23 protein-coding genes are annotated in these 22,461 nt (G+C 69.7%); 14 read left to right on the top strand and 9 right to left on the bottom strand.

What is annotated here, in order from left to right:
* Window positions 1–23: 23 nt before the first annotated feature.
* Complete coding sequence (rlmB, locus tag C8263_RS09570; RefSeq protein WP_107137900.1) at window positions 24–734, top strand: 23S rRNA (guanosine(2251)-2'-O)-methyltransferase RlmB; 711 nt, start codon at window positions 24–26, stop codon at window positions 732–734.
* Window positions 731–1,669, top strand: a complete 939-nt coding sequence (locus tag C8263_RS09565; protein ID WP_199188367.1) for an aldose 1-epimerase — start codon at window positions 731–733, stop codon at window positions 1,667–1,669. The genes rlmB and C8263_RS09565 overlap by 4 nt, the downstream gene beginning before the upstream one ends.
* 272 nt (window positions 1,670–1,941) lie before the next feature.
* Here the strand turns inward: C8263_RS09565 and C8263_RS09560 are convergent, their stop codons facing one another.
* Together C8263_RS09560 and C8263_RS09555 are read right to left on the bottom strand one after the other, a co-directional pair.
* Window positions 1,942–2,166 carry a hypothetical protein gene (locus C8263_RS09560; RefSeq protein ID WP_107137898.1) on the bottom strand — a complete coding sequence of 75 codons (225 nt, stop codon included), beginning with the start codon at window positions 2,164–2,166 and terminating at the stop codon, window positions 1,942–1,944.
* A 51-nt stretch (window positions 2,167–2,217) separates the two neighbouring features.
* Complete coding sequence (locus C8263_RS09555) at window positions 2,218–3,288, bottom strand: S1C family serine protease (protein WP_107137897.1); 1,071 nt, start codon at window positions 3,286–3,288, stop codon at window positions 2,218–2,220.
* Between the two features lie 134 nt (window positions 3,289–3,422).
* On the opposite strand from C8263_RS09555, the gene C8263_RS09550 reads away from it, so the two are divergent.
* The 4 genes from C8263_RS09550 to C8263_RS09535 all read left to right on the top strand — a co-directional run bounded on the left by C8263_RS09550 (window position 3,423) and on the right by C8263_RS09535 (window position 6,250).
* Entirely contained in the window at window positions 3,423–3,752 is a 330-nt protein-coding gene (locus C8263_RS09550; protein ID WP_107137896.1) for a PadR family transcriptional regulator, read from the top strand.
* Entirely contained in the window at window positions 3,749–4,810 is a 1,062-nt protein-coding gene (locus tag C8263_RS19485; protein ID WP_199188366.1) for a permease prefix domain 1-containing protein, read from the top strand. Before C8263_RS09550 ends, C8263_RS19485 begins: the two co-directional genes overlap by 4 nt.
* 34 nt (window positions 4,811–4,844) lie before the next feature.
* Window positions 4,845–5,339 carry an EVE domain-containing protein gene (locus C8263_RS09540; RefSeq protein WP_107137895.1) on the top strand — a complete coding sequence of 165 codons (495 nt, stop codon included), beginning with the start codon at window positions 4,845–4,847 and terminating at the stop codon, window positions 5,337–5,339.
* A gap of 239 nt (window positions 5,340–5,578) precedes the next feature.
* Window positions 5,579–6,250, top strand: coding sequence for a PIG-L deacetylase family protein (locus tag C8263_RS09535; RefSeq protein WP_233218751.1), 672 nt, complete (start codon window positions 5,579–5,581; stop codon window positions 6,248–6,250).
* Between the two features lie 79 nt (window positions 6,251–6,329).
* Here the strand turns inward: C8263_RS09535 and C8263_RS09530 are convergent, their stop codons facing one another.
* On the bottom strand, window positions 6,330–6,626 hold the full coding sequence (locus C8263_RS09530; RefSeq protein ID WP_107137893.1) for a hypothetical protein: 297 nt from the start codon (window positions 6,624–6,626) through the stop codon (window positions 6,330–6,332).
* A gap of 99 nt (window positions 6,627–6,725) precedes the next feature.
* On the opposite strand from C8263_RS09530, the gene C8263_RS09525 reads away from it, so the two are divergent.
* Complete coding sequence (locus C8263_RS09525; protein ID WP_107137892.1) at window positions 6,726–8,621, top strand: putative bifunctional diguanylate cyclase/phosphodiesterase; 1,896 nt, start codon at window positions 6,726–6,728, stop codon at window positions 8,619–8,621.
* A gap of 277 nt (window positions 8,622–8,898) precedes the next feature.
* Here the strand turns inward: C8263_RS09525 and C8263_RS09520 are convergent, their stop codons facing one another.
* Window positions 8,899–10,008 (bottom strand): M20 family metallopeptidase, encoded by a 1,110-nt coding sequence (locus tag C8263_RS09520; RefSeq protein WP_107137891.1) that lies wholly within the window; start codon window positions 10,006–10,008, stop codon window positions 8,899–8,901.
* Window positions 10,009–10,077: 69 nt separating this feature from the next.
* A complete protein-coding gene (locus tag C8263_RS09515; protein WP_107137890.1) occupies window positions 10,078–10,269 on the bottom strand; it encodes a hypothetical protein in 192 nt (63 codons plus the stop codon).
* Between the two features lie 363 nt (window positions 10,270–10,632).
* On the opposite strand from C8263_RS09515, the gene C8263_RS09510 reads away from it, so the two are divergent.
* Together C8263_RS09510 and C8263_RS09505 are read left to right on the top strand one after the other, a co-directional pair.
* A complete protein-coding gene (locus C8263_RS09510; RefSeq protein WP_107137889.1) occupies window positions 10,633–12,666 on the top strand; it encodes a S9 family peptidase in 2,034 nt (677 codons plus the stop codon).
* Between the two features lie 70 nt (window positions 12,667–12,736).
* Window positions 12,737–13,408, top strand: coding sequence for an SMI1/KNR4 family protein (locus C8263_RS09505; protein ID WP_107137888.1), 672 nt, complete (start codon window positions 12,737–12,739; stop codon window positions 13,406–13,408).
* On the opposite strand, the gene C8263_RS09500 is transcribed toward C8263_RS09505, so the two are convergent.
* Window positions 13,405–14,547, bottom strand: a complete 1,143-nt coding sequence (locus tag C8263_RS09500) for a glycosyltransferase family 4 protein (RefSeq protein ID WP_107137887.1) — start codon at window positions 14,545–14,547, stop codon at window positions 13,405–13,407. The two genes, C8263_RS09505 and C8263_RS09500, sit on opposite strands and share 4 nt — an antisense overlap.
* Before the next feature lie 59 nt (window positions 14,548–14,606).
* Between C8263_RS09500 and hisA the strand changes: the two genes are divergently transcribed.
* The gene (hisA, locus tag C8263_RS09495) at window positions 14,607–15,329 is read left to right on the top strand and encodes a 1-(5-phosphoribosyl)-5-[(5-phosphoribosylamino)methylideneamino]imidazole-4-carboxamide isomerase (RefSeq protein ID WP_107137886.1); all 723 of its coding nucleotides are present in this window, start codon (window positions 14,607–14,609) and stop codon (window positions 15,327–15,329) included.
* Between the two features lie 10 nt (window positions 15,330–15,339).
* Here the strand turns inward: hisA and C8263_RS09490 are convergent, their stop codons facing one another.
* The 3 genes from C8263_RS09490 to C8263_RS09480 form a co-directional block, all read right to left on the bottom strand.
* Window positions 15,340–16,110 (bottom strand): ABC transporter permease, encoded by a 771-nt coding sequence (locus tag C8263_RS09490; RefSeq protein WP_107137885.1) that lies wholly within the window; start codon window positions 16,108–16,110, stop codon window positions 15,340–15,342.
* Window positions 16,111–16,136: 26 nt separating this feature from the next.
* Complete coding sequence (gene modA / locus C8263_RS09485; protein WP_107137884.1) at window positions 16,137–16,907, bottom strand: molybdate ABC transporter substrate-binding protein; 771 nt, start codon at window positions 16,905–16,907, stop codon at window positions 16,137–16,139.
* Between the two features lie 69 nt (window positions 16,908–16,976).
* Entirely contained in the window at window positions 16,977–18,146 is a 1,170-nt protein-coding gene (locus C8263_RS09480) for a YihY/virulence factor BrkB family protein (RefSeq protein WP_107137883.1), read from the bottom strand.
* Window positions 18,147–18,235: 89 nt separating this feature from the next.
* Between C8263_RS09480 and C8263_RS09475 the strand changes: the two genes are divergently transcribed.
* From C8263_RS09475 to C8263_RS09460, 4 genes are all read left to right on the top strand, one after another.
* Complete coding sequence (locus C8263_RS09475; protein ID WP_107137882.1) at window positions 18,236–18,658, top strand: thioesterase family protein; 423 nt, start codon at window positions 18,236–18,238, stop codon at window positions 18,656–18,658.
* Window positions 18,659–19,191: 533 nt separating this feature from the next.
* On the top strand, window positions 19,192–20,925 hold the full coding sequence (locus tag C8263_RS09470; RefSeq protein ID WP_107137881.1) for an NAD-dependent malic enzyme: 1,734 nt from the start codon (window positions 19,192–19,194) through the stop codon (window positions 20,923–20,925).
* Window positions 20,926–21,110: 185 nt separating this feature from the next.
* On the top strand, window positions 21,111–21,548 hold the full coding sequence (locus C8263_RS09465; protein WP_107137880.1) for a hypothetical protein: 438 nt from the start codon (window positions 21,111–21,113) through the stop codon (window positions 21,546–21,548).
* 21 nt (window positions 21,549–21,569) lie between these two features.
* Window positions 21,570–22,364: a M15 family metallopeptidase gene (locus tag C8263_RS09460; RefSeq protein ID WP_199188365.1), complete on the top strand. Its 795-nt coding sequence runs from the start codon at window positions 21,570–21,572 to the stop codon at window positions 22,362–22,364.
* Window positions 22,365–22,461 lie beyond the last annotated feature (97 nt).

Raw genomic sequence — 22,461 nt, 5'->3', positions numbered from 1 at the left:
CCGCGCCGGGTACACTGCCTGACATGTTGCTGTACGGGCGGAATCCGGTGCTAGAGGCACTTCGCGATGGACGCGTGAGCGAGGTCCTGGTCGCGCGGGGCGTGGAAGAGGCGCTGGTGGCGCAGCTCAAGGCCACGGGCGTGCGCCTGCGCTTTGCTCCACGGATTGAGCTGGACCAGCTGGCGGGCACCACCGCCCACCAGGGCCTGCTGGCGGAAGTGGAGGACCTGGACTGGGCCAGCGTGGACGACATTCTGGATCTGGCCGAGAAACGGAGCGAGCCGCTGCTGATCGTGCTGCTGGACGGCATCACTGATCCGCGCAACTTTGGGGCCATCATCCGCAGCGCGGAGGTGCTGGGCGCGCACGGCGTGGTGGTCGAAGAACGGCGCAGCGCGCCACTCTCGCCGGTGGTGGCCAAAACAGCGGCGGGCGCCACCAGTTACCTGCCTGTGGCCCAGACGAAGAACCTGCCCCGCCTGATGGACGCGCTGAAAAAAGAGGGCGTGTGGGTGTACGGCGCGGCGGGCGAAGCGGCCCAGGACGTGCGCCGGGTGGACTTCAGTGGCAAGGTTGCCCTGGTGATTGGCGCCGAGGGCGAGGGCATGCGGCGCCTGGTGCGCGAGAAATGCGACGCCCTGGTCAGCATTCCGGTGCGCGGGCAGGTGCAGAGCCTGAATGCCTCGGTGGCGGCGGGAATTCTGCTGTTTGAAATCACCCGGGGCCGCGCGTGACCCCAGGCCCCGGGCCGGTGCAGACCCTGCGCAGCGAGCACCTGACCCTGGAGGTGCTGCCCGGGCTGGGCGCCAGCGTGCTCAACCTGCACGCGGCCAGCGGGCGGCCCGTGCTGCGCGCCGTGGACCCGGCGGCGGTGCAGACCAGCAGCCAGTGCGCCAGCTTTCTGCTGGTGCCCTACAGCAACCGCATCCGCGACGCGCGCTTCACTTTCGGAGGCCAGGCCGTGCAGTTGCGCCCCACCACCAAAAACGGGCTGGCGCAGCACGGCGATGTGCGGGGCCGCCCCTGGCAGGTGGCCCAGGCCGAGACTGGCTTCCTGCGCGCCACCTTCGACAGCCGCGACTTTGCCGACATGAACTGGCCCTGGGCCTTCACGGCGGCCGTGGAGTACCGCCTGCACGGGCCCCATCTGGACACCACAGTCAGCCTCGTCAACGCCGACACCCGGCCCATGCCGGCCGGGCTGGGCCTGCACCCTTACTTCGCCCGGGGCATAGGCGGCACCGACCCCACCCTGGAAGTGGACACCGAACTGATGTACGACACCGATGAGCGCCAGCTGCCCCTGGGGGCTGCGCGCCCTGTTACGCCTGCCGAGGACTTCCGGCGCCCCACGCCTGTGGGCCAGCGCCAGATTGACGCCACCTATACCGCCTGGAACGGGGTGGCGCGCCTGGACTGGGGCCACCGCGCCCTGACCCTGACCGCCGACAACGTGTATTCGCACCTTGTGGTCTTCACCGCGCCGGACGGAAGTCTGGCCCTGGAGCCGGTCTCGCACGCCACCGACGCCCTGAATCTGGCCGCGCAGGGCGTGGACGGCACCGACCTGCGCGTGCTGAGCCCGGGACAGACCCTGGCCGGCACCGTGCGGCTGACCCTGGAAGGCGACTGGTCAGGTATGGCCGGGGATGAAGTCACTCGCGGTTGATCCCCCGATCAACCGAGCGGGCGGGGACAGCGGCGCCGCAGCGCGAGAAGCGAACAAAGGGCCTTGTCCCAGGAAGGGAAACGTTTCTGCGCCCTTCTGAACCGTCGGCCTGGGGGAGGGGCGAGGCAATTGACGTTGCCCCTCATGGTGCGACTTTGCAGGAGAGCACCGAACAGTCTCCACGCCCGGTGCAACGTCCTTTTTTCGAGACTCGCTCTGCTGCGCAGCTGTTCCAGCCCGCTCGGTTGATCTAAAGATCAACAGCGAGCTACTTAACTTGCAGTGGCCAGCAGCACGCCCTGGCCGTCACGCAGTTCAAACAGGTGGCGCTGATCGCGGGCCTGCAGCCAGCGCAGGGCTTCAATCAGGTCGTCGGTTTCGCGCACCACTTCGGGCGCCTGGGCGGCCTCACCGCGCCACACGATGCGGTAGGCGCGGCGCGGGGAGGGAGGCTGCCAGCGCTCCCCCTCGTCTTCACGAACAAAGGCTCTGGACATCCCCCCAGTCTGCGCCCGGCCAGTGAAGCCCAGATGGGCCGGGGCTGAACGTCAGGGCAGGTCCGGGACACTGGCGCGCGGCACCAGGGTAATGCGGGCCTCGCGGGTCTCGTCGCCGCGCAGGTAGGTCAGCACCACGGTCTGGCCAATCTGCAGGCGCCGGATGGCGTTGATGACCTCGTTGGCGTCCCGGGTGCGCTGGCCGTTCACCCGCAGAATCACGTCACCCAGGCTCACCAGATGGTCCTGTTCGTCGCGCACGCTGCCACGCAGGCCGGCGCGCTCAGCGGGGCTGCGGCGGGCCACGGCGTCCACCACGGCGCCGGGCGGGTCGGTCTGGCCGCTGTGCAGGGGGTCAAACACCAGCCCCACCACCGGCACGTCGCGCTTCTCGCCGCTGCGCAGCGCCGCGATCAGTTCGTTGCCTTCGGTGACAGGCACCGCGTAGCTGCGCCGGGTCTGCCCGCTGCCGTCCACGCTGATGTAGCTCACCACGCCGATGGCCTGCCCGTTGCCGTCCAGAATAGGGCCGCCACTGTCACCGGGGGCCAGGGGCGCGCTCATTTCCAGGGTGCCGCCTGGAAAGTCGGCGCGGGCCGAGGCCGCGTTCAGGCGCAGCAGTTGCCCCCGGCGCGGCTGCAGAAAATCACCCCCGCTGTTGCCGATGGCCAGCACCGTCTCGCCCACGCGCGGCGCCCGGGTGGCCAGCTTCAGGAACGGAAACTCGCCGCCGCCGCGCACCTCCAGCAGAGCCACATCGTTGCTGGCATCAAAGGCCGACACCCGCGCCGGATACGACCGCCCCGAGAGGGTGCGCACCTGAAACAGGCTGCCCCCGCTGACCACGTGGTACGCCGTGAGCACCTGCCCCCCAGCGCTGATGAGAAAGCCGGTGCCAATGCCAGCGTTGCGGGTGGCCGGGTTCACGCTCTCCACCCGCACCGTGGCCGGGCGACTGCGCTCAAAGAGGGCCTGGGCTTCGGGGGGCAGGGCGCGCGGCAATGCGGGCACCGGGCCCGGCGCGGCCGGCGCAGGAGCGCCAAAGGGCAGGGTCGCGTCTGGCAGCAGGTAGGCGGCCAGCGCCAGCAGCAGCAAAACCGGAAGCCAGGGCGAGGCGCGCACAGGGGGCAGTGTAGTGCGCAGGCCCGGGGGCCACGGTAGCGAAAGGCACGGGAGCCCGGCGCCACCACTATCTGGCTTGACAAGTATCTTGCTCACTACTACTTTGTAGAGCAAGCAACCCAGGAGGTTCGCCTGTGAATCCACTGAAATCCGGCACGCTGGACCTGGCCCTGCTGGCGGCCTTGCAAGACCGGCCCCGCTATGGCCTGGACATCCTGAACCATGTGAACGACCGCAGCAGCGGCCTGTTCGACCTGAAGGAAGGCAGCCTGTACCCGGCGCTGCACCGTCTGGTCAAGGCCGGCTGGGTGGAGGGCGACTGGCAGCCCAGCGACCGGGGCGGAGCCCCTCGCAAGGTGTACCGTCTGACCGACGACGGACGGCACGCCCTGACCCAGAAGCGCCAGGAATGGCAGACGCTGCGCGGCGCCCTGGACGCCCTGCTGCTGCGGCGGCTGGCATGAAGTTGCTGCGAGGCCGCGCCCGGCTCTCTTCGGCCCTGACGGTGGAAGGGTATGTTCACCGCGCCACCCGGGGCCTGCCCGTTGCCCAGCGACTGGACGCCGCCGCCGAACTGCGCACCCATCTGCTGGACCGCGCCGCCGGGCACGAAGCGCAGGGGTTCAGCCGGGAAGAAGCCGAGTTTCTGGCGGTGCGCGCCATGGGGCACCCGCAGCCGGTGAACCGCCGTCTGCTGGGCCACGCCCTGACCCACCGCGTGGGCTGGCTGACGCTGGGCACGCTGCTGGCCGGGGGCCTGGCCTGGACGGCCTACCGCGAATGGATGCCGCCCCGGGAGGGCGCACAGTTTGAGACCGCCACCCAGCAGGACGTTGCGGCCCTTTTCAGCGTGTCAGACGCCCCCAGAGGCACCTATCAGGCGGTGACCCTCACCCTGCCCCGGGGCACCCAGTCACTGGTATACCTGAATCTGAGCACTGACCGGCAACTCGGAGAGCGCCTGGAGGTGGGCACCTTCGATGTGGCCGGCCACGCCGCACAGAACATCCAGGGCCGGATTCCAGGCAGTTACCGCGCCCAGGCCCGGCTGCTGATCACAAGCCAGCGCCTGACCTGCGCCGGTCAGCCCCATGCGCGGCTGTACGTGACCGAGCGCAGCGTGCCGTCCCCGTTCTGGAACACCGGGGCCCAGGGGGGTGGCGGCGTGGTGACCGAAAGCCTGCCCGCCTGCGCCAACCCCAGCCTGCCGCTGCGGCAAGTGGACCGCCCGGCGCGGGTGGCGCCGCCACACGGCGAAAACACCGTGCGCACAGGACATGAACCGCTGCGGCTGAACGAATGGACCGTCCTGGCGCGGCTGGTGGTTGATCCCCAGGGTGCCCCGAATACCTTCGGCTTTCCGGCGGGCGGCTACAGCGCCCAGGCCCGGGGCAGCTACGTGGCGGTCCTGCCGCTGGACCGCGCGACCACCGGGAACGGCGGCTACCGCTGGGGCGGCGGGCAGCTGCAACTGAGCGGCGACGCCCAGCCCCTCCCGCCGCTGCCCCCCACGGTTCCCTGACCAGCGCTGCCCCTGACCCCCTACCCTGGGGGTCATGCGTTTCTGGCTGCTGAAATCCGAACCCGATGTGTTTGGCTACGCCGATCTGGCGCGCGCCGGGCGCGAGCCCTGGAACGGCGTGCGCAATTACCAGGCCCGCAACTTCCTGCGCCAGATGACTGCGGGTGACCTGTGCCTCTTTTACCATTCGGGGACCAGGCCGCCCGGGGTGGCGGGCGTGGCGCAGGTGGTGCGCGCCGCCTACCCGGACAACCTGCAGTTTGACCCGGCCAGCTCCTACGCCGATCCCCGGGCCACCCCGGAGGCGCCGCGCTGGAGCATGGTGGACGTGGCGCCGCTGCTGGCCCTGCCCCGCCTGATCACGCTGGACGAACTGCGCACCCTGCCGGCCTGGGCCGCTTCGCCGCTGCTGGCCCGGGGCTCGCGCCTGAGTGTGCTGCCGGTGGACCGCGCCCAGGTGCAAAGCGTGCTGCAGGCCGCCGGCACCACGCTGCCTGCCCTAGACGAACCCGCAGCCCCGGCGCTTTGACGGGCCGCGCCCCTGGGGTAGAGTTGGGCGTTTCAATCACCGGTGATCTGATGTTGATGGATATTTCACGGCAGAGCGGCAGGCCGTCACATTAACGTCAGATAAAGAAAAGGAGAATGCCCTATGGAATTGCTGCTGGCGTTCATGGTCATTGTGGTGTCACTGCTTCTGGCGGCCTGGCAGGGTGGGCCCAGCCGCTCGTCCCGTTCCAAGCGCTAGGCCGCCCTATGCTGGAGCGCATGAGCTCCGGGCTGAAACTGCTGTTGATCGTGCCCCACCCCGACGATGAGGTGTACGGCGCCGCCGGCACCCTGATGACGCATCTGGCGGCCGGTGAGCCGTGTGGCCTGATTACCCTGACGCGCGGCGAGGCCGGGCGCACCCTGGGCCTGTGCGACTCGCCGCAGGCGCTGGCCCGCATGCGCGAAGCCGAACTGGCCGCCTGCCTGGACGTGATCGGCCTGACCCGCCACCCTGGCAGCGTGTTCGAGCACCACCACTTTCCCGACAAGTACCTGCAGGATCAGCCGCTGGCGCCGCTGGTCGAAACTGCGCGCGAGGCCATGGTGCGCCTGCGCCCCGATACCGTGCTGACCTTTCCGCCCAACGGCAGCAACGGGCACCCGGACCACGTGACCACATGGCGCGCCGTGAAAGCTGCCTGGGACGCGCTGCCGCCTGGGGAGCGCCCCGCGCTGTGGTACTACGCCAGCGACGTGCCGCCCGAACACGAGGCCCTGCGCGCCCAGTGGCTGCCGCCGAACGTGCGCCGCGATGTCAGCGCGCACGTGACCCGCAAGCTGCAGGCCATCGCCTGCCACCGCACCCAGGCCCTGAGCACCGTGGACTTTATCCGCAAGTTTCCCGAGCGCATCACCCAGGAAACCTTTCACGCCGTGGGGGCCGACTAGCGGCTTCACATCAGCCAGCACCGCCGGCCACAGGCGCCGCGTGATGTCAGAAAAAGGACAGACCCTCGCCTGAACCCGCTCACGCCCCAGCGTCTGGCCACTCGCTGACCGGAATGAAGCTGAGGTTCTCGGCCTCGGTGGCGGTCACGCGGTAGGCGCGGTCAAAATGCACCACCAGTTCGCCCCGGTCCAGATGCCGGGGCGAGACGATGGGCTTGCGGAAAAAGAAGGTGCCGCCCTCCCCGGCGGCGATGTGGGCGCCCTTGGTAAAGCGCACCTCTACCTCCTCGCCGTGGGGCTGGGTGCGCACCCGCACACGAAACACCTGGGCGCTGTCGGTTTTGACATACGGATTGGCGGGGCGGCGGCGGAACATGGGGTGATTGTGCGGGCCGCGCCGCCCCGGGCACAAGGGCCGGCAAAACCCGGCGCGCCGGTATGAAAACTGTGGGGCCAGGGCGCTAGGCTGCCGGACATGGGCACAGAGGGCGCACCACTCACGCAGGAGCTGCAGGGCGCGTGGCGGCGCATGCTGCTGCTGGGCCTGCCGGTGGTGCAGCTGTCTATCCTGGCCGCGCTGCTGTTTGCCCGCCCCGACGTCTGGGACACCCACTATGATCCGCCGCTGTACCTCGCCATGTCGGCGCTGCTGCTGGTCTGCTGGCTGGCGACGCTGCGTTCGTGGGCGTCCATCCGGCAGATCACCCTGGCCGTCACGGCGGGCAGCGGCCTGTTTTTAAGCGCCAAGCTGCTGCTGCTGGGCTTTGTGCTGCGTGACCCCTACGCCCGGGTGCTGGAGGTGCTGGAAACCCTGGTGTGGCTGCCCACCGTGATCACCTGGACCATGCTGACCGATCTGGCGCGCGAGGTGCGGCGGGTGCTGGGCGCCCTGCTGTGGGCGGTGGCGCTCTGCAGCCTGATGATTGTGCTGTGGCCGGTGGTGCAGGGCGAGGCCCTGCCGGTAGACCTGGCGCGCGCCCTGCTGCAGATCAACCTGTCGGCGGCGGTCAGCCTGTACGGGGCGTCGTTTTTCATGCAGCGCAACGACGCCCTGGGGCGGCTGCACGGCGAGCAGCGGGTGCTGCAGCAACTGGTGTACACCGACCTGCTGACCGGGCTGCCCGGGCGAGTGCGCCTGCACGAGCAGCTGGAGCAACTGGCCGCGCAGCAGACGCCCTTTGCGGTGCTGTTCGTGGATGTGGACGCCTTTAAGGTCATCAACGACACCCTGGGCCACGCGGCGGGCGACGACCTGCTGCGTGGGCTGGCCCGTGAACTGCAGCGCCTGGCCGGCGAGGGGGCGCAGGTCTTTCGTCTCAGCGGCGACGAATTCGTGGTGCTGCTGCCCGACACCCGCGAGCCCGAGGCCCACGCGCTGGCCGGGCACCTGCTGCAGGCGCCGCTGGCCCCCAGCCGCCACGTGGGTGTGGACGCCACGGTAAGCATTGGCCTGAGCCTCTACCCCGACGACGCGCAGCACCCCGGCGACCTGCTGCGGCACGCCGACAGCGCCATGTACGCGGTCAAGCGCGCCGGGCGGCGGCAGGTGCGGCGCTACCACCCGCAGCAGGACGCCGCCACCGAACGCTTTCAGGTGCTGGCCCGCGACCTGGGGAACGCCCTGGGGCGCGCTGAACTGTCCCTGCGCTTTCAGCCCATCTACCGCCTGCGTGACCTGCGGCTGGTCAAGGCCGAGGCGCTGCTGCGCTGGACGCACCCCACGCTGGGCCCGGTGCCGCCCAGTGAATTCATTCCGGTGGCCGAGCGGGTGGGCCTGATCATGCCGGTGGGCACCTGGGTGCTGCAGACCGCCTGCGAGGCGGCGCGCGGCTGGCCGGGCGTGCGGGTCAGCGTGAATGTCAGCCCGGTGCAGCTGCTGCAGGCCGACTTCGCGCAGACGGTGCGCGCGGCGCTGCAGCGCACGGGCCTGCGCCCCCGCCGCCTGGAACTGGAACTCACCGAAACCGCCGTGCTGTACGAGGACGACCGGGTGGCCCGTACCCTGCAGGAGCTGCGGGACCTGGGCGTGCGCATCAGCATTGACGATTTCGGCTCGGGCTATTCCAACCTTGCGCGGCTGCGCACCATGCCCATCACCGGGGTCAAACTCGACCGCTCAATCATTGTTGATCTGCCCCATGACCAGAATGGGGGCTTTGCCCGCGCCCTCACCCGCGCCGCCCTGGACATTGCCGCGCACATGCGGGTGGACCTGACCGCCGAGGGCATCGAGACCTGCGCCCACCTGGAGATGCTGCGCGCCCTGGACTGCCCCCTGGGCCAGGGCCACGGCCTGTGCCGCCCCATCACCGCCGAGGAACTGGGCGCCCTGCTGCGCGCCGCCCACGCAGAGCCCGCCAGGGCCACCTGATACGAGTTCCGAAAAGAGTGTGTAAGGATGACGGACTCTTTCGGAAGCCACCTGAGACAGAACGTCTGGAGGCCGTTCCTCCGAGGTCGCCACCCACTGGACCGTGCGGCGTGGCCTTATACGGACTGCCGTCCAGTTCCGTACCATCCGGGAAGAAGGGCGATGTTCCCCGCCTTCGGCGCTGTTCCAGCCCAATTCCCGGAAATCCGCCTTCTTTCCTGCTCCCTCCGGTCGAAAAAATTCCGGAACACGTTACGGAATTTTTCGGAATCCGTAATTACACCTCGCGCAGCAGGCGGGTCAGCAGGCGCACGTGGTCGGGCCAGCGGTCCAGGCGCACGTGTTCGTGGGCCGCGTGCGCACCGTCGCCGGGGGCGCCCAGGCCGTCCAGGGTGGGAATGATGGGCGCCGTGAAATTGCCGTCGCTGCCGCCCCCCACCACCGCGTGGGGCAGGTCAAAGCCCAGGTCCCCGGCAATGGCGCGGGCCTGTTCGTACAGGGCCAGGGTGCCGGGGCCCTGCTCGAAGGGCGGGCGGTTCAGGCCGCCGGCCACGTTCACCTGCACCCGGGCGTCCCCCGGGCGCCACGCCCGCACGGCGGCGTCCAGGCGCTCGGCCTCGGCCAGGGTGCTCACGCGCAGGTCAAGGTGCAGGGTGCAGTCGGCTGGAATCACGTTCACCGCGCTGCCTCCCGCCATCAGGCCCACGCTGACGGTGGTGCCTGCCTCCGGGCGGGCCAGGGCCTGCAGGGCCAGCACCGCCTCGGCCGCCGCCGTGATGGCGCTGGCCCCCTCTTCGGGTTTGTTGCCCGCGTGACTGGCAATGCCAGTGAAGGTCAGGGTGAACGAGCCGGTGCCCTTGCGCCCGGTTTTCAGGGCGTGGGTGTCGGCCACCGGGGGCTCCACCACCAGCGCGGCGCGGCTCTGGCGGGCAGCGGCTTCAATGTGGGCGCGGCTGGTCTCGCTGCCTGTTTCTTCATCGGGTGAGAGCAGCACGGTCACGCCGCCTCGCGGCCACTCGCCGCGCAGGGCCCGCAGCGCGTGGAACAGCCCCGCAATGCCCGCTTTCATGTCGTAGGTGCCGGGGCCGTACAGGCGCTCGCCGTCCACCCGAAAGGGCATGTGGGCCAGGGTGCCGTGGGGCCAGACCGTATCGGCGTGGGTCAGCACCAGCAGCGGGGGCCGCGTGCCGTCCACCCCGAAGCGGAACACGCGGGTGCCGCCGCCCAGGGCGTGGGTCTCGGCGCCCAGGGCGCGCGCCCAGCCTTCCACCACGTTCATCACATGGGCCACGGCCAGCGGATCGCTGGACGGCGACTCGATCTCCACGAGCTGGCGCAGGTCGGCCTGCAGGGCGCTCAGGTCTATGTCGGGGGCAGGGTGGCTCATGGGGGCATGCTAGCGCGCAGCCAAAAAGGCGCCCCGGATCATGGGGGCGCCCCGGGGCATGCGGGGAACTCAGCTGAGCAGGGCCACCTGCTGCGGATCGGCCTTGAGCTTGGCACTGCCCTTGAGATACAGGTCGTGCAGGGCCTGCTTGCCGAACAGACGGGCGAGGCGGGTGCTGGTCATTTCCACGGTGCGGCCAGCGAATTTCAGGCGAACGACATCAAAGGTGCCCGGAACCCAGGTGCAGGACAGCTCTTGCATGGCAGACCTCCAGAGGACGATGAAAAGAGTGGAGCCAGGGACGGCGGCGGACAATCAGCGCGGGCCACACGCCGACAGAAGGGTAGGAACAGACCGGATTGGGCCGGTACAGTCAGAGTACGGTAAGGTTCTTTGGAAATAGCGAGGACCGTTCCACTCCGTCTTGAGCGAGTCATCATGAATGGGGATTTTTTCCGTTTGGAAGCGCTTCTATGGGGTGCGTGCACACAGAGTGCCGGGGCCGGCGCCGCAGGGCCTGACCCTGCAGCTGCGCCTGGCAGCAGGGCGCTCTGTCCAGCCCAGGCGCACGCCTCCGCACTGCCAAAGCGGGCCCCGCGCTCCCGGTGTGATTGACTGGGCACCATGACACAACCCAACCGGGGCCAGCCCGGCCCGGACAGCCTGCTGCAGCTCTCGTTTCCCTCGGACCCCCAGGTCAGCCCGGACGGCACGCGGGCCGCCTTTGTCCTGACGCGCGTGGCCGAAGAGGACCCCCACAAGCCGGACGCCAGCTTTGCCCGGCCGCGCTACAAGGGCCAGATCTGGCTGGCCGACGCGGCGGGCACCCGGGCGCTGACCCACGGCGAGGGCCGCGACGGCTCGCCGCGCTGGTCGCCGGACGGGCAGACACTGGCCTTTATCCGCAAGGCGGGCGAGGGGGGCGGCGCGCAGCTACACCTGCTGCCACTCTCGGGCGGCGAGGCCCGGCGCGTGACCCATTTCCGGGGCGGCGTGCAGGACCCGCAGTGGAGCCCCGACGGCCGCCACATCGCCTTTCTGAGCACCGCCGACGATGAGGACAAACGCGACGAGCGCGGCGAGGCCCGGATCATCACCCGGCCGCGCTACCGCCTCAATGGCCGCGACTGGCTGCCCGAGCGCCCCGCGCGGCTGTTCGTGCTGACAGTGGCCAGCGGCGAGGTGCGCGAGTGGTTTGCCCCCCAGGTGGAACTGGGCGGCGTGACGTGGCTGCCCGACAGCCAGAGCGTGCTGCTGATTGCCCCCCAGAGCGAGCGCCACGGCGCCCAGTGGCAGGACGAGGTGTGGCAGCTGCGCCTGGAGGACCAGACCCCCCGGCAGGTCACAGCCTGGAACTCGGCGGTGCAGGCGGTGGTGCCGCACCCGGACGGCACGCACTTCGTGCTGGTGGGCCGCCCCGAGGGCCAGGGCAACACCGAGCACGCCCACCTGTATCTGCTGCCACTGCAGGGCCCGGGCGCGCCCCTGCGCCTGGACCCCGGGCACGACTCGCCCGTGGGCAATCTGGTGGGCGGCGACTGCCATGTGGGCGCCATGCCCGGCACCCCCACCTGGCTGGACGAACGCACGCTGCTGTTTTCCTCGACGGTGCGCGGCAGCTGCGGGCTGTTCACTGCGGCGCTGGACGGCGCCGGGGTGCGCCCGCACGACCACGACCCCCAGACTGTAATTGCCGCTTTCACCGCGCGGGGCGGCGGGGTGGCCCTGATCCGCGAGCGCGCCGACTGCTTTCCCGAGGTGGAACTGAACGGGCAGGCAGTGACCCAGCTGCACGCCGCGCTGCCCTTTCCGGTGCGCTCACCGGCCCGCGTGACCTTTTCCACCGAGCTGGGCGAGGGCGAAGGCTGGGTGCTGCGCCCGGGGGGCGAGGGCCCCTTTCCCGCCCTGCTGAACATTCACGGCGGCCCGCACACGGATTACGGCCACGCCTTCATGCACGAATTCCAGCTGATGGCCGCACGCGGTTACGGCGTGTGCTACAGCAATCCGCGCGGCAGTGTGGGCTACGGACAGGCGTGGGTGGACGCCATTCACGGCCGCTGGGGCAGCGTGGATATGGACGACCTGCTGGCCTTTTTCGACCGCTGCCTGGCGAGCGACCCTGCGCTGGACGAAGCGCGCACTGCCGTGATGGGCGGCAGTTACGGCGGCTACATGACGAACTGGATCACGGCGCACACCCCGCGCTTTCAGGCGGCAATCACCGACCGGTCCATCTGCAACCTGATTTCCTTCGGGGGCACCAGCGACATTGGCCTGCGCTTCTGGGACGACGAACTGGGCCTGAATTTCCATCGCCGGGGCGACGCCCTGAAGCTGTGGGACCTGAGTCCCCTGCAATACGTGGAAAACGTGCAGACCCCCACCCTGATCGTGCATTCGGTGCTGGACCACCGCTGCCCGGTGGAACAGGCCGAGCAGTGGTACGCCGCCCTGACGCTGCACGGGGTGCCGGTGCGCTTCGTGCGCTTTCCAGGCGAGGACCATGAACTCAGCCGCTCGGGCCGCCCCGACCGCCGCCTGACCCGCCTGAGCGAGTACCTGGGGTGGCTGGACCAGTGGCTGGGGGAGGGCGAGGTCACGCCCGGAGCAGCCGACCTGAACCGCCAGGGCGCGGCCGTGCCTGCGGCGGAATAGGCTGGGGCCCTGAGCACCCCAGGTCCAGGCCGCCACGTGCGCCGCCAGGGCAGGAGGAAGCGAGCTGACGATGCCCAACCCCACCCCTTTTCACACCATCCGGTCCTGGTGGCCCGCTGAGCAGACCGCTCCCACTGAGCCGGAGAACCTGACGCCACTGTTCCAGCGTCTGGAACGCGAGTTGAAGGTGGCCGTGCCAGACGATCTTCAGCAGTATTTTCATCAGCTGAACCCCCTCTTGGCGCGGCAGGCGCAGGCCCTGTTCTACGGCCTGAGCGCCCTGCCGCTGCAGGCAGGCCTGGATGAGCGCGGGGGCTTCCTCAGCAGCGTCTTCATGGACCCTGCTTTTCAAACGGTGGAGGCAGTTGATCCCCCGGGCACCGTGAGGCCGGTGGCCTTCGATGCGGGCTGGCTGCCGCTGGCCCACGACCACAGCGGAGCGTACATCGCGGCAGATCTGCGCCCAGACCCTGGCGGCCAGGTGGGGCAGATCATCAACTTTGGCGCGCGGGAGCTTAAACGCTTTGTCCTGGCGTCCTCCATCACGCAGTTTCTCTCGGACCTGCTTCAGAACATCGCGCAGGGTCGCGTGGAGCAGGTCTGCGAGGCCGGGGTCGTGGAGGTCCGCTTCACCGACGCGGACATCACCCACCCGCTGGACCTGTGCGAACAGTTCGGGGCCCAAGCTCTGCGGCCTGCAGGGTCGGCGCGGAAGCAATCACCTGGGGCCGGCCCGGCCTAGTGCCGCGCTGTCAGCACACGTTCATAGACCGCTTCCAGCGCCTGGGCCCGCACCGGCAGATCGTAGCGGGCGGCGCTGGCGCGGGCCCCGGCCTTCAGGGCAGGCAGTTGCCCGGGGGCCAGGGTGTCCAGCAGGCCCCCGGCCAGGGCCTCGGGCGTGGGCTCGCGCACCGTGCCGTTTTCGCCCTCGGCAATCAGGTCCAGGGCTGCCGGGCTGCGCGCGGCCACCAGCGGCGTGCCGGAGGCCAGCGCTTCAATCATGCTCATGGGCAGCACCTCGCTGGTGCTGGCGGTCACGAAGGCGTCGGCGGCGGCCAGGGCTTCGGGCACCCGGGCGTAGGGAATGGGGCCGGTGAAGGTCACGCCCTCCGGGGCCCGGGTCTGCAGGCCCGCGCGGCTGGGCCCGTCGCCCACCACCAGCAGGCGCAGTTCGGGGCGGCTGGCGCGGGCCTGGTCAAAGGCGCGCAGCATCACGTCCAGATTCTTTTCTGGCGCCAGCCGGCCCAGCGATACCACCAGCGGCGTGTCTGGACCCACATGAAACTGCGCGCGAAACGCGGCGCCCTCGGCGGCCCGGAAGGCGGCAAGGTCCACCGGGTTGGGAAACAGCTCCACCGCGCCGCCGTAGCCGTAGGCGCGCAGCATGTCCACCATGGCCTGCCCCGGAGCCAGCACCGCCGAGACGCGCCGGGCAAAGGCGCTGACGTGCGGGCGCAGCACCGCGCGGCCCACCCGCTCGGGCATGGGGGCGTAGTGCAGGTACTGGTCGTACTGGGTGTGGGCGGTGTACACCACCGGCGCCCCGGACAGCCGCGCCCATTTCAGCGCCAGTCCGCCGGCCAGAAAGGGGTGCATGGTGTGCAGCACGTCCAGGTCGCGCAGCGGCAGCCGCGCTGTAAGCAGCGGCCCCGGCGCCAGCATCACCGGGTAGTCGGCCGGGGCGCCCAGGGCGCGCGCCCCGGCAAACGAGGAATTCAGGCGGTACACGCCGTCTTCGGGCGCGGTCACCTGGGGGTGACGCGGCGCGAAGATGCGCACGTCATGGCCGCGTTCACGCAGGCCCCGCGCAAAAAGAGCGGTACTCGTCGCCACCCCGTTGCGGGACGGCAGGTAGGTCGCTGTGACAATCCCCACGCGCACGGGGGCAGTGTAGCCCTCACGGGCGCCCCCTGTGGGCCGGGGCCCGTATCCTGGGCCGCATGAGTGCCTCCTCTCCCCTGCTCATTCCCTGCGTGGACATCCAGTCCGGGCGCGCTGTGCGGCTGTACGAGGGCGATCCAGACCGCGAAACGGTGTATTTCGAGTCGCCGCTGGCGGCTGCGCGCCACTGGGTCTCGCGGGGCGCCGGTCTGGTGCATCTGGTGGACCTGGACGCCGCCACCGGGCGCGGCGAGAACCGCGCGGTGATTCACCAGATCACGCGTGAACTGGGTGTGCCCGTGGAGGTGGGCGGCGGCATCCGCACCCGCGAGGCCGCCGAGGCCCTGCTGGCGGCCGGGGTGGCCCAGGTGGTGATCGGCACGGCCGCCGTGAAGCAGCCCGAACTGGTGGCCGGGCTGATCGCCGCGCACGGGCCAGAACGCGTGGTGGTCAGCCTGGACGCCCGGGGGCTGGAGGTGGCCACCCACGGCTGGGCCCAGGGCAGCGGCGTGTCGGTGGGGGATCTGACGCCGGCGCTCTCGGGCGCGGGCCTGCACACCCTGATCTTTACCGATGTGACCCGCGACGGCACCCTGCGCGGCCTGGACCGCGAGCTGATGCGGCAGGTGCGCGCGCTGTGGAGCGGCACGCTGATCGTGGGCGGCGGCGTGGCCAATCTGGACGATGTGGCGCTGCTGCAGGAAGAAGGCATTGAGGGCGCCATCGTGGGCCGGGCCATCTACGAGGGCACGCTGCCGTATCCGCTGCCCACCCCCGCCTGAAGCCCGGCCCCTACTCCTGGCGCAGCCCGGCCAGCCCCCGCACCAGCAGCAGCACGCCAAAGGCCACCACCACCATCACTGCCGAGAGCACCAGCGCGGGCCCCAGGTCCGATTCGAGCGCGGCGTAGATGGCCAGGGGCACCGAGCGGGTGGTGCCCTGCAGCGACCCGGCAAACAGGATGGTGGCGCCAAATTCGCCCAGGGCGCGGGCCCAGGCCAGAATCAGGCCCTCCAGCAAGAAGGGCAGGGTCAGGGGCCACGTGATGAAGCGGAACACCGCCCAGCCCCCGGCGCCGTCGGTGCGCGCGGCGGCTTCCAGGTTCGGGTCCACGGCGGCAAAGCCCGCGCGGGCGGCACGCAGGTAGAACGGCGCGGCCACGAACAGCTGCGCCAGCACCACGGCGGCCGGCGAAAACGCCACGCGGATGCCCGCCAGTTCCAGCGGCGGCCCCAGCCAGCCCTGTCGGCCAAAGGCCAGCAGCAGCCCCACCCCCGCGACCACGGGCGGCAGCACCATGGGCAGGTCCAGCAGCGTTTCCAGGGCCGCCTTGCCCGGAAAGGTGAAGCGGGCCAGCCCCCAGGCCACCGGGGTGACCAGCACCACCGTCAGCAGGGCGGCGCAGCCGGTGGTGAGCAGGCTCACGCGCAGGGCGTCCTGCACGGCGGCACCCTGCAGGGCGGGCCAGAAGCCCGGCCCCAGGCCCCGCGAGAGCAGCGCCGCCACCGGCAGCAGCAAAAAGGCCACCAGCAGCCCCCCCAGCACGGCGGGCAGAAGCGGCATCCTGGTCTGGCGGCGGCCCACGCGGCTTACGGGGTGGCGCCCGGCACAGGCAGAAAACCCCAGCTCCGCAGAATCTTCTGCCCCGGGGCCGAGCGCACGTAAGCCACAAACGCCTGCGCGGCCTCGGGGCTGGCGCTGTTCCGGACCACACCAATGGGATAGCGGGCGGTCTGGTTAAAGCGGGTGGGCAGGGCGATGAGGCGCACCTTCGCCTTCAGGGCCGGCGTCACGTCACTCTGGTACACCACGGCGGCATCCGCCTCACCCAGGGCCACCTTCAGGGCCACCTGCCGCACGTTGGGTTCCTCGCTCACCACATTCTTCAGCACCCGGCCCGAAAAGTCCTTGCCGTATGTGCCTGCCCGGTCCACGGCCCCCAGCATCCGGCGCGTGTAGTCGCCGGCGGGCACGGCGCGGTCGGCCAGGACCAGTTTCACGCCGGGCCGCGCCAGATCGGCCAGGGTGGTCACGGCGCGCCCGGTTCTGGGGGCAATAATGGCCAGCCGGTTGCCCACGAAGAACGTTCCTGGATTCAGCAGCCCGCTCCGCACCAGCGGGTCAAACTGCGCGCTGTTGGCGCTGGCGTACACGTCGGCCCGGGCGCCCTGTTCCAGCTGGGTGCGCAGCACCTGTGAGCCGGCGAACTGAAAGGTGGTTCTGTGCCCGGTGCGGGCATCGAAGGCCCGGCCCAGTTCGGTCAGGGCGTCGGTGAGCGAGGCAGCAGCGAACACGGTCAGGTTCGCCGCTCCGGCCGAGCCCGCCAGCAGCAGACCCAGCAGCAACAGGGGGCGCTTCATGCGCCCTGTGATAGCAGATTGGGGGGCACAGGGCCGGAATGGGAGGGGGAGAGCGCCCAGGCCCTGCCCTCAGCGCCGCCGCCCGCCGGTCAGGCCCAGCACCCGCAGCACGATCACCGCCGGAATGGCCAGCAGGGCCAGCAGGGCGTGGCCCAGGGCCGCGCGTACCGTGGGCAGGACCCGACCTTCCTCGCGCCGGGGCACCTGCGGCAGCACGCGGGGCAGCGCGGGCACCTTCACGCCCAGCACCCGGCCCCGGGCGTCGCGCACCGGGCCGTCGGCCGCCGCCTTGGCCGCACGCTCCTGCTCGCTCTCGCCGGGGTGAATGTCCACGCCCTGGGCGGCCAGGGCTTCTTTCTTGGCAGTGTTGCCCGCGCCGCCCGCATGGGTGCCGAACTTCTGGGAATAGACCCAGGTCACTTCCGCGCCAAAGAAGAAGATCATGGCCGAGTAATAGATCCACAGCAGCAGCAGCACCAGCGAGGCCGCCCCGGCGAACACGCTGCCCGGCGCTGCCTGCCCCAGGTACAGGCCAATGCCCAGTTGCCCCAGCGTGAACAGCGCCGCCGTGAAAAAGCCCCCCACCCAGACCTCGCGCCATTCCAGTTTCACGTCCGGCAGCACCTTGTAAATGCCCGCAAAGATGGGCGTGAGAAACAGCGTGGACAGCAGCACCGTGCCCAGGCGCACGAACAACGCGCCCGCCCCGATGGTGTCGCCCAGCCGCTGGGCCATGGCCGAGAGGTAGGTGTTCAGGCCCAGAAAGACAATCAGAATCAGCCCGATGGCCAGAATCATCAGGAAAGACTTCACCCGGGTCCACAGGACATGCAAGACCCCCTGCGGCGGGGCCGGATCGGCGCCCCACATGCTGTTCAGGGCGTCCTGAAGCTGCACGAACAGCCCGGTGGCCCCCATGAACAGGGTCACGCCCGCCACCACCGAGGCCACCACGCTGCTTTTTTCCAGGCTTTCGGGCTTGATCAGGCCCTTCAGGAAGGCGGCGGCGTCGGCCCCCAGATTCTGCGTGACCACGCCGCTGGCCCCGAACAGCTGATCTAAAAAGCCCTCGTTGGTCAGAAAGCGGCTGGCCACGATCACCGCCACCAGCAGCAGCGGCGCCAGGCTGAACATGGCGTAGTAGGCAATGGCCGCCGCCAGCCGGGGGGCCTTGTCCTGCCCGAACGCCAGGAATGCCTCGCGCAGCAGGGTGAACAGGTCGGCAGGCTTGAGCCTCATGCCGGGCAGTGTACGGGCGCGCCTGCCGCTGTCCGTGACAGCAGGTTAAGGCTCTGCCCATGCACGCGCCCAGTTGTTAGCCTACGCACATGCGCGCCATTCCCGCCGGCTTTACCCAGACCCTCACCGTGACCGTGACCGACGACATGACCGTGGACTTTGGCGAACTGGGCCGCGTGCATCCGGTGTACGCCACCTACTGGATGGCCAAGCACTTTGAAGAGGCCGGGCGCAAGATCATCCTGCCGTTTCTGGAAGACGGTGAGGGCGGCATTGGGCTTCAGGTGGAGGTGAACCACACTGCCTCGGCGCTGCCCGGCATGACGGTCACGGTGAGCGCCACCTTCGAGCGGCAGGAGGGGCGGCGCATCTACGCCTCCATGGTGGCCGTGAACGAACTGGGCGACGAGATTGGCCGGGGCAGCAGCACCCAGGCCGTGCTGCCGCAAAGCCGCATTGACGAGGGCTTTGAAGGGCTGCGGGCCCGCTGGGCAGCGCATCAGGGGCGGTGATGGGTGAGAGTTGATGGGTGATGGCCAGGGCAGCATCCCACCGTGCTGGACGAAGAATGCTTGAAGATGGGGTCACTGCTGGCCTGGCCCGGTCGCTTTTTGCCGAACTGCGGGGGCTCTGGTGTGATGGCGTGGCGATTGAACAGCCCACCACAGCCCCTGGCCCGCGCCCGTTCGAGCACAGCGGCGAAGTCTCTGGGACCGCGTGGAGTGGCAAGGATATGACCGGGATGGGGGGGGTCCTGTACCACCGACGGTCCGCTTCAGGCCCCGGGCCCAGCTGGCAGAGATCAGGGGCGAGCCGATGACCCATTCATCCCGGGGGCCGGGGCAGAGCCCGGGCTGTACCTGCATGCCTCCACCCGGTCGCTGGCGCTTCAGCTCTGGTGAACCCAGGTCGCCCGGCCGTGTTTTCGTTCACGCCATGAACAGAGGCGCGGCGCCCCAGCCTGGCTCTGTGCCTTCTCCCTGTGCCTTCTGTTCACGGCCGCCCCTGAACCCAGTTCAGCCGGGCCCCGCTATGCTGGAAGGCCATGCCGAAGTCCCCGCCTGTTTCCCGGTATTACGACGTCAAACGCGACCCAGACGGCCAGCGTTACATCGAGGTTCAGGTCACGGGGCTGGCCCTGCTGCAAAATCCGCTGCTGAACAAGACCACGGCCTTTACCCGCCAGGAACGCCGGGCGCTGGAGCTGGAGGGGCTGATTCCGCCCCACACCAGCACCTTTGAAGAGCAGAAGGAACGCACCTACCTGCGCTACCTCAAATGCGGCACCGACCTGGAAAAGCACGAGTACCTGCGCGCGCTGCAGGACCGCAACGAGGTGCTGTTCTACGCGATTCTGGAAGATCACCTCGAAGAGATGCTGCCCATTATCTACACGCCCACCGTGGGCGAGGCGGTGCGCACTTATTCCAGCAATTACCGCTACCCGCGCGGTTTCACGGTCAGCACCGAGGACATTGACCACGTGGAGGACATGCTGGAAAACGTGACGGTGAACGACGTGCGCATGATCGTGGCGACCGATTCCAGCGCCATTCTGGGGATTGGCGACCAGGGCTTTGGTGGCATGGCGATCAGCATTGGCAAGCTCTCGCTGTACACGGCGGCGGGCGGCGTGGGCCCCGACAAGACGCTGCCCGTGGAGCTGGACGTGGGCACCAACCGCCAGGACCTGATTGACGACCCCCTGTACCTGGGCGTGCACCACCCGCGCCTGACGGGGGCCGCCTACGACGAGTTTCTGGACGCGTTCGTGGAAGCCGTGTCGCAGCGCTACCCCAAGGCGATCATTCAGTGGGAGGACTTCAGCCGGGGCACCGCCTTCCGGGTGCTGGAGCGCTACCGCCGGGTCATTCCGTCCTTCAACGACGATATTCAGGGCACCGGGGCCATGGCGCTGGCCGGGCTGCTGGGCGCGGCGCGCATCAAGGGCGAGCGCCTCTCGGATCAGGTGTTCGTGGTGGTGGGCGCGGGCGCGGCGGGCATTGGCGTGGCCATGGCCATCCGCCAGGGGCTGCAGGGGCAGGGCCTGAGTCCCGAGGCAGCGGGGGCGCGCGTGTACGTGGTGGACCGCCACGGCCTGCTGATGCACGGCCAGCCGGACCTGGAACCCCAGCAGCTGGGCTTTGTGCGCAGCCGCGACGAGGTGGCGCACTGGCGCTTTGAGGGCGAGTACCCCTCCATGCACGACGTGATCGTGAATGCCCGGGCCACCGCCCTGCTGGGCTTTACCGGCGTGCCGGGCCTGTTCAAGCAAGAGAGCATCCAGGCCATGCTGGCGCACACGTCCCGGCCCATCGTGTTTCCGCTGAGCAACCCCAGCAGCCATGTGGAAGCCCGCCCCGCCGACCTGATTCACTGGACCCGGGGCGGCGCCATCATCGCGTCGGGCAGTCCGTTTCCCGATGTGGAGTACGAGGGCCGGCGCTTTCCCGTGGGCCAGGGCAACAACGCCTTTATCTTTCCGGGGCTGGGCTTCGGGGCGGTGGCCAGCCGCGCCCGCGAGATCACCGACAACATGGTGATGGAAGCCGCGCGCACCCTGGCTGAATTCACCGAGCGCTACGGCGAGCGCGTGTACCCGCCCATTGCCGACCTGCGCGAACTGAGCATCCGCGTGGCCGTGAACGTGGCCCTGCAGGCCATCCGCGACGGGGTATGCGCCGAGCGCCGCATCCGCAACATGACCCCGGAAGAACTGGAGGCCGTGATCCGGGACCGGGCGTGGCAGCCGCGCTACCTGCCGCTGCGAAGGGCGTAAGAGTGGATGGTTAAAGGGTGATGGTTGATGGAAAAGGGCCTGGGGCGGGTGCCTGGGGACGGGGCAGGGCCACCCTGTGGCTGGTGACCTGTCGTACATTCAGCAGAGATCCGCTTCCATTGTTCAGAGGCGGTCTGTTCTGCCACAGTGTCTGGGCACAGCAGGCCATATTTACCGGAGGACCTATGAAGCCACATGCACTGCGATTCGCTCTGTTTGCCCTGCTCCTGGGCAGCGTCAGTCAGGGGCAGCGCCTTCAGCTGCCTGCTCAGCCGCCCGCGCCCCAGGCCAAGCTGCTGTTTTCCTACGTGGCGTTCCTGTCCACAGATGACCACTTCAATTCCAGCGGCATCCGGCTGCAGAGCGTGGCGGCCATCATTCAGCAGGACCGCGCCAACTACCACGGCATGAAGATGGACGCCTGTGACGGCGCCGAGCGGTACTTCTCCAGCAAGGCCAACCGCGCCGCCCTGAGCAGCATGGTGGCCCGCGCCACGGTGCCTGCCAGCCTGAAGAACCGCATTCTGAACGCCACGCCCGTGGTGAGGGTGTCGGTGTACCGGGGGGCGGCGGCCGATTACGTCACCCTGGCCGAGTTGCCCTCGTCCACCTGTGGCCGGTAGGCCCGGCCGCCGCGCGGCGCCGTGACGGCTCTCCTCCGCCTGCTGGCCCCACTGGCCCTGCTGCTGGGCACCCCGGGCGCCGCCCTGACGGCGCCGGAACGGGCGCAGGTCGCGGCCCTGATCCGGGCTTACCCCGCGTTTCTCAGCCGGGTGGAAGGCAACACGCTGGTCTGGCGGGACGGCACCCGCATGCCCCTGAGCCACAGCCGCGCCGCAACCTATGTGGACCGGCTGAATGCACCGGGCCTGCTGGACCAGCTGGCCACTCCCTACCCTGCTTGTGCCCCGCTGCGGCCCCCGGCCTGGAACGTGGACCCCGGGCGCGTGCGCTTTGAACCGTTCTTCCGCAAGATGTACGGCGCCTCGGCGGCCGAGGTGGAACGCCAGCTGACGAATGTGGACTGGTTCGGGCAGCGGCTGCGGGTGACGCAGGTGAACGGCGCGGCGCAGAGCCTCGCCGCTGTGGCGGCCGAACTGGCCCGGTTGCCGCAGGTCCGGCCGTTTGTTACCCCCAGCGCGGGCACCTTCAACTGGCGCACGATTGCCGGCACGCCGCGCCTGAGCGTGCATGCTTACGGCGCCGCTATTGACCTGAACGTGGCGCGCTCGGCGTACTGGGCCTGGGGCGGCTACCGCGAAGGGCAGCGCGGCATTCCCTACCGCAACGCCTTTCCCCTGGCGCTGGTGCAGGTGTTCGAGCGCCACGGCTGGATCTGGGGCGGGCGCTGGTACCACCACGACACCATGCATTTCGAGTACCGCCCGGAGCTGACAGGACCAGCCCAGTGTGCGGCGGCGCTCAGGGGACAGCCATGACGCAGCGGCGAGAGCACCGCTCTTTTTCCATCCCCACGCTCCCCTCCCCCCTCCAACCCAACCTGCCTTACTGCGCCCCCTTCCCCCGGCCCTCTAC

The sequence above is a fragment of the Deinococcus arcticus genome (genome assembly GCF_003028415.1).
Classification (GTDB): Bacteria; Deinococcota; Deinococci; order Deinococcales; family Deinococcaceae; genus Deinococcus; species Deinococcus arcticus.
This window is presented reverse-complemented; position numbering and strand designations above follow the sequence as displayed.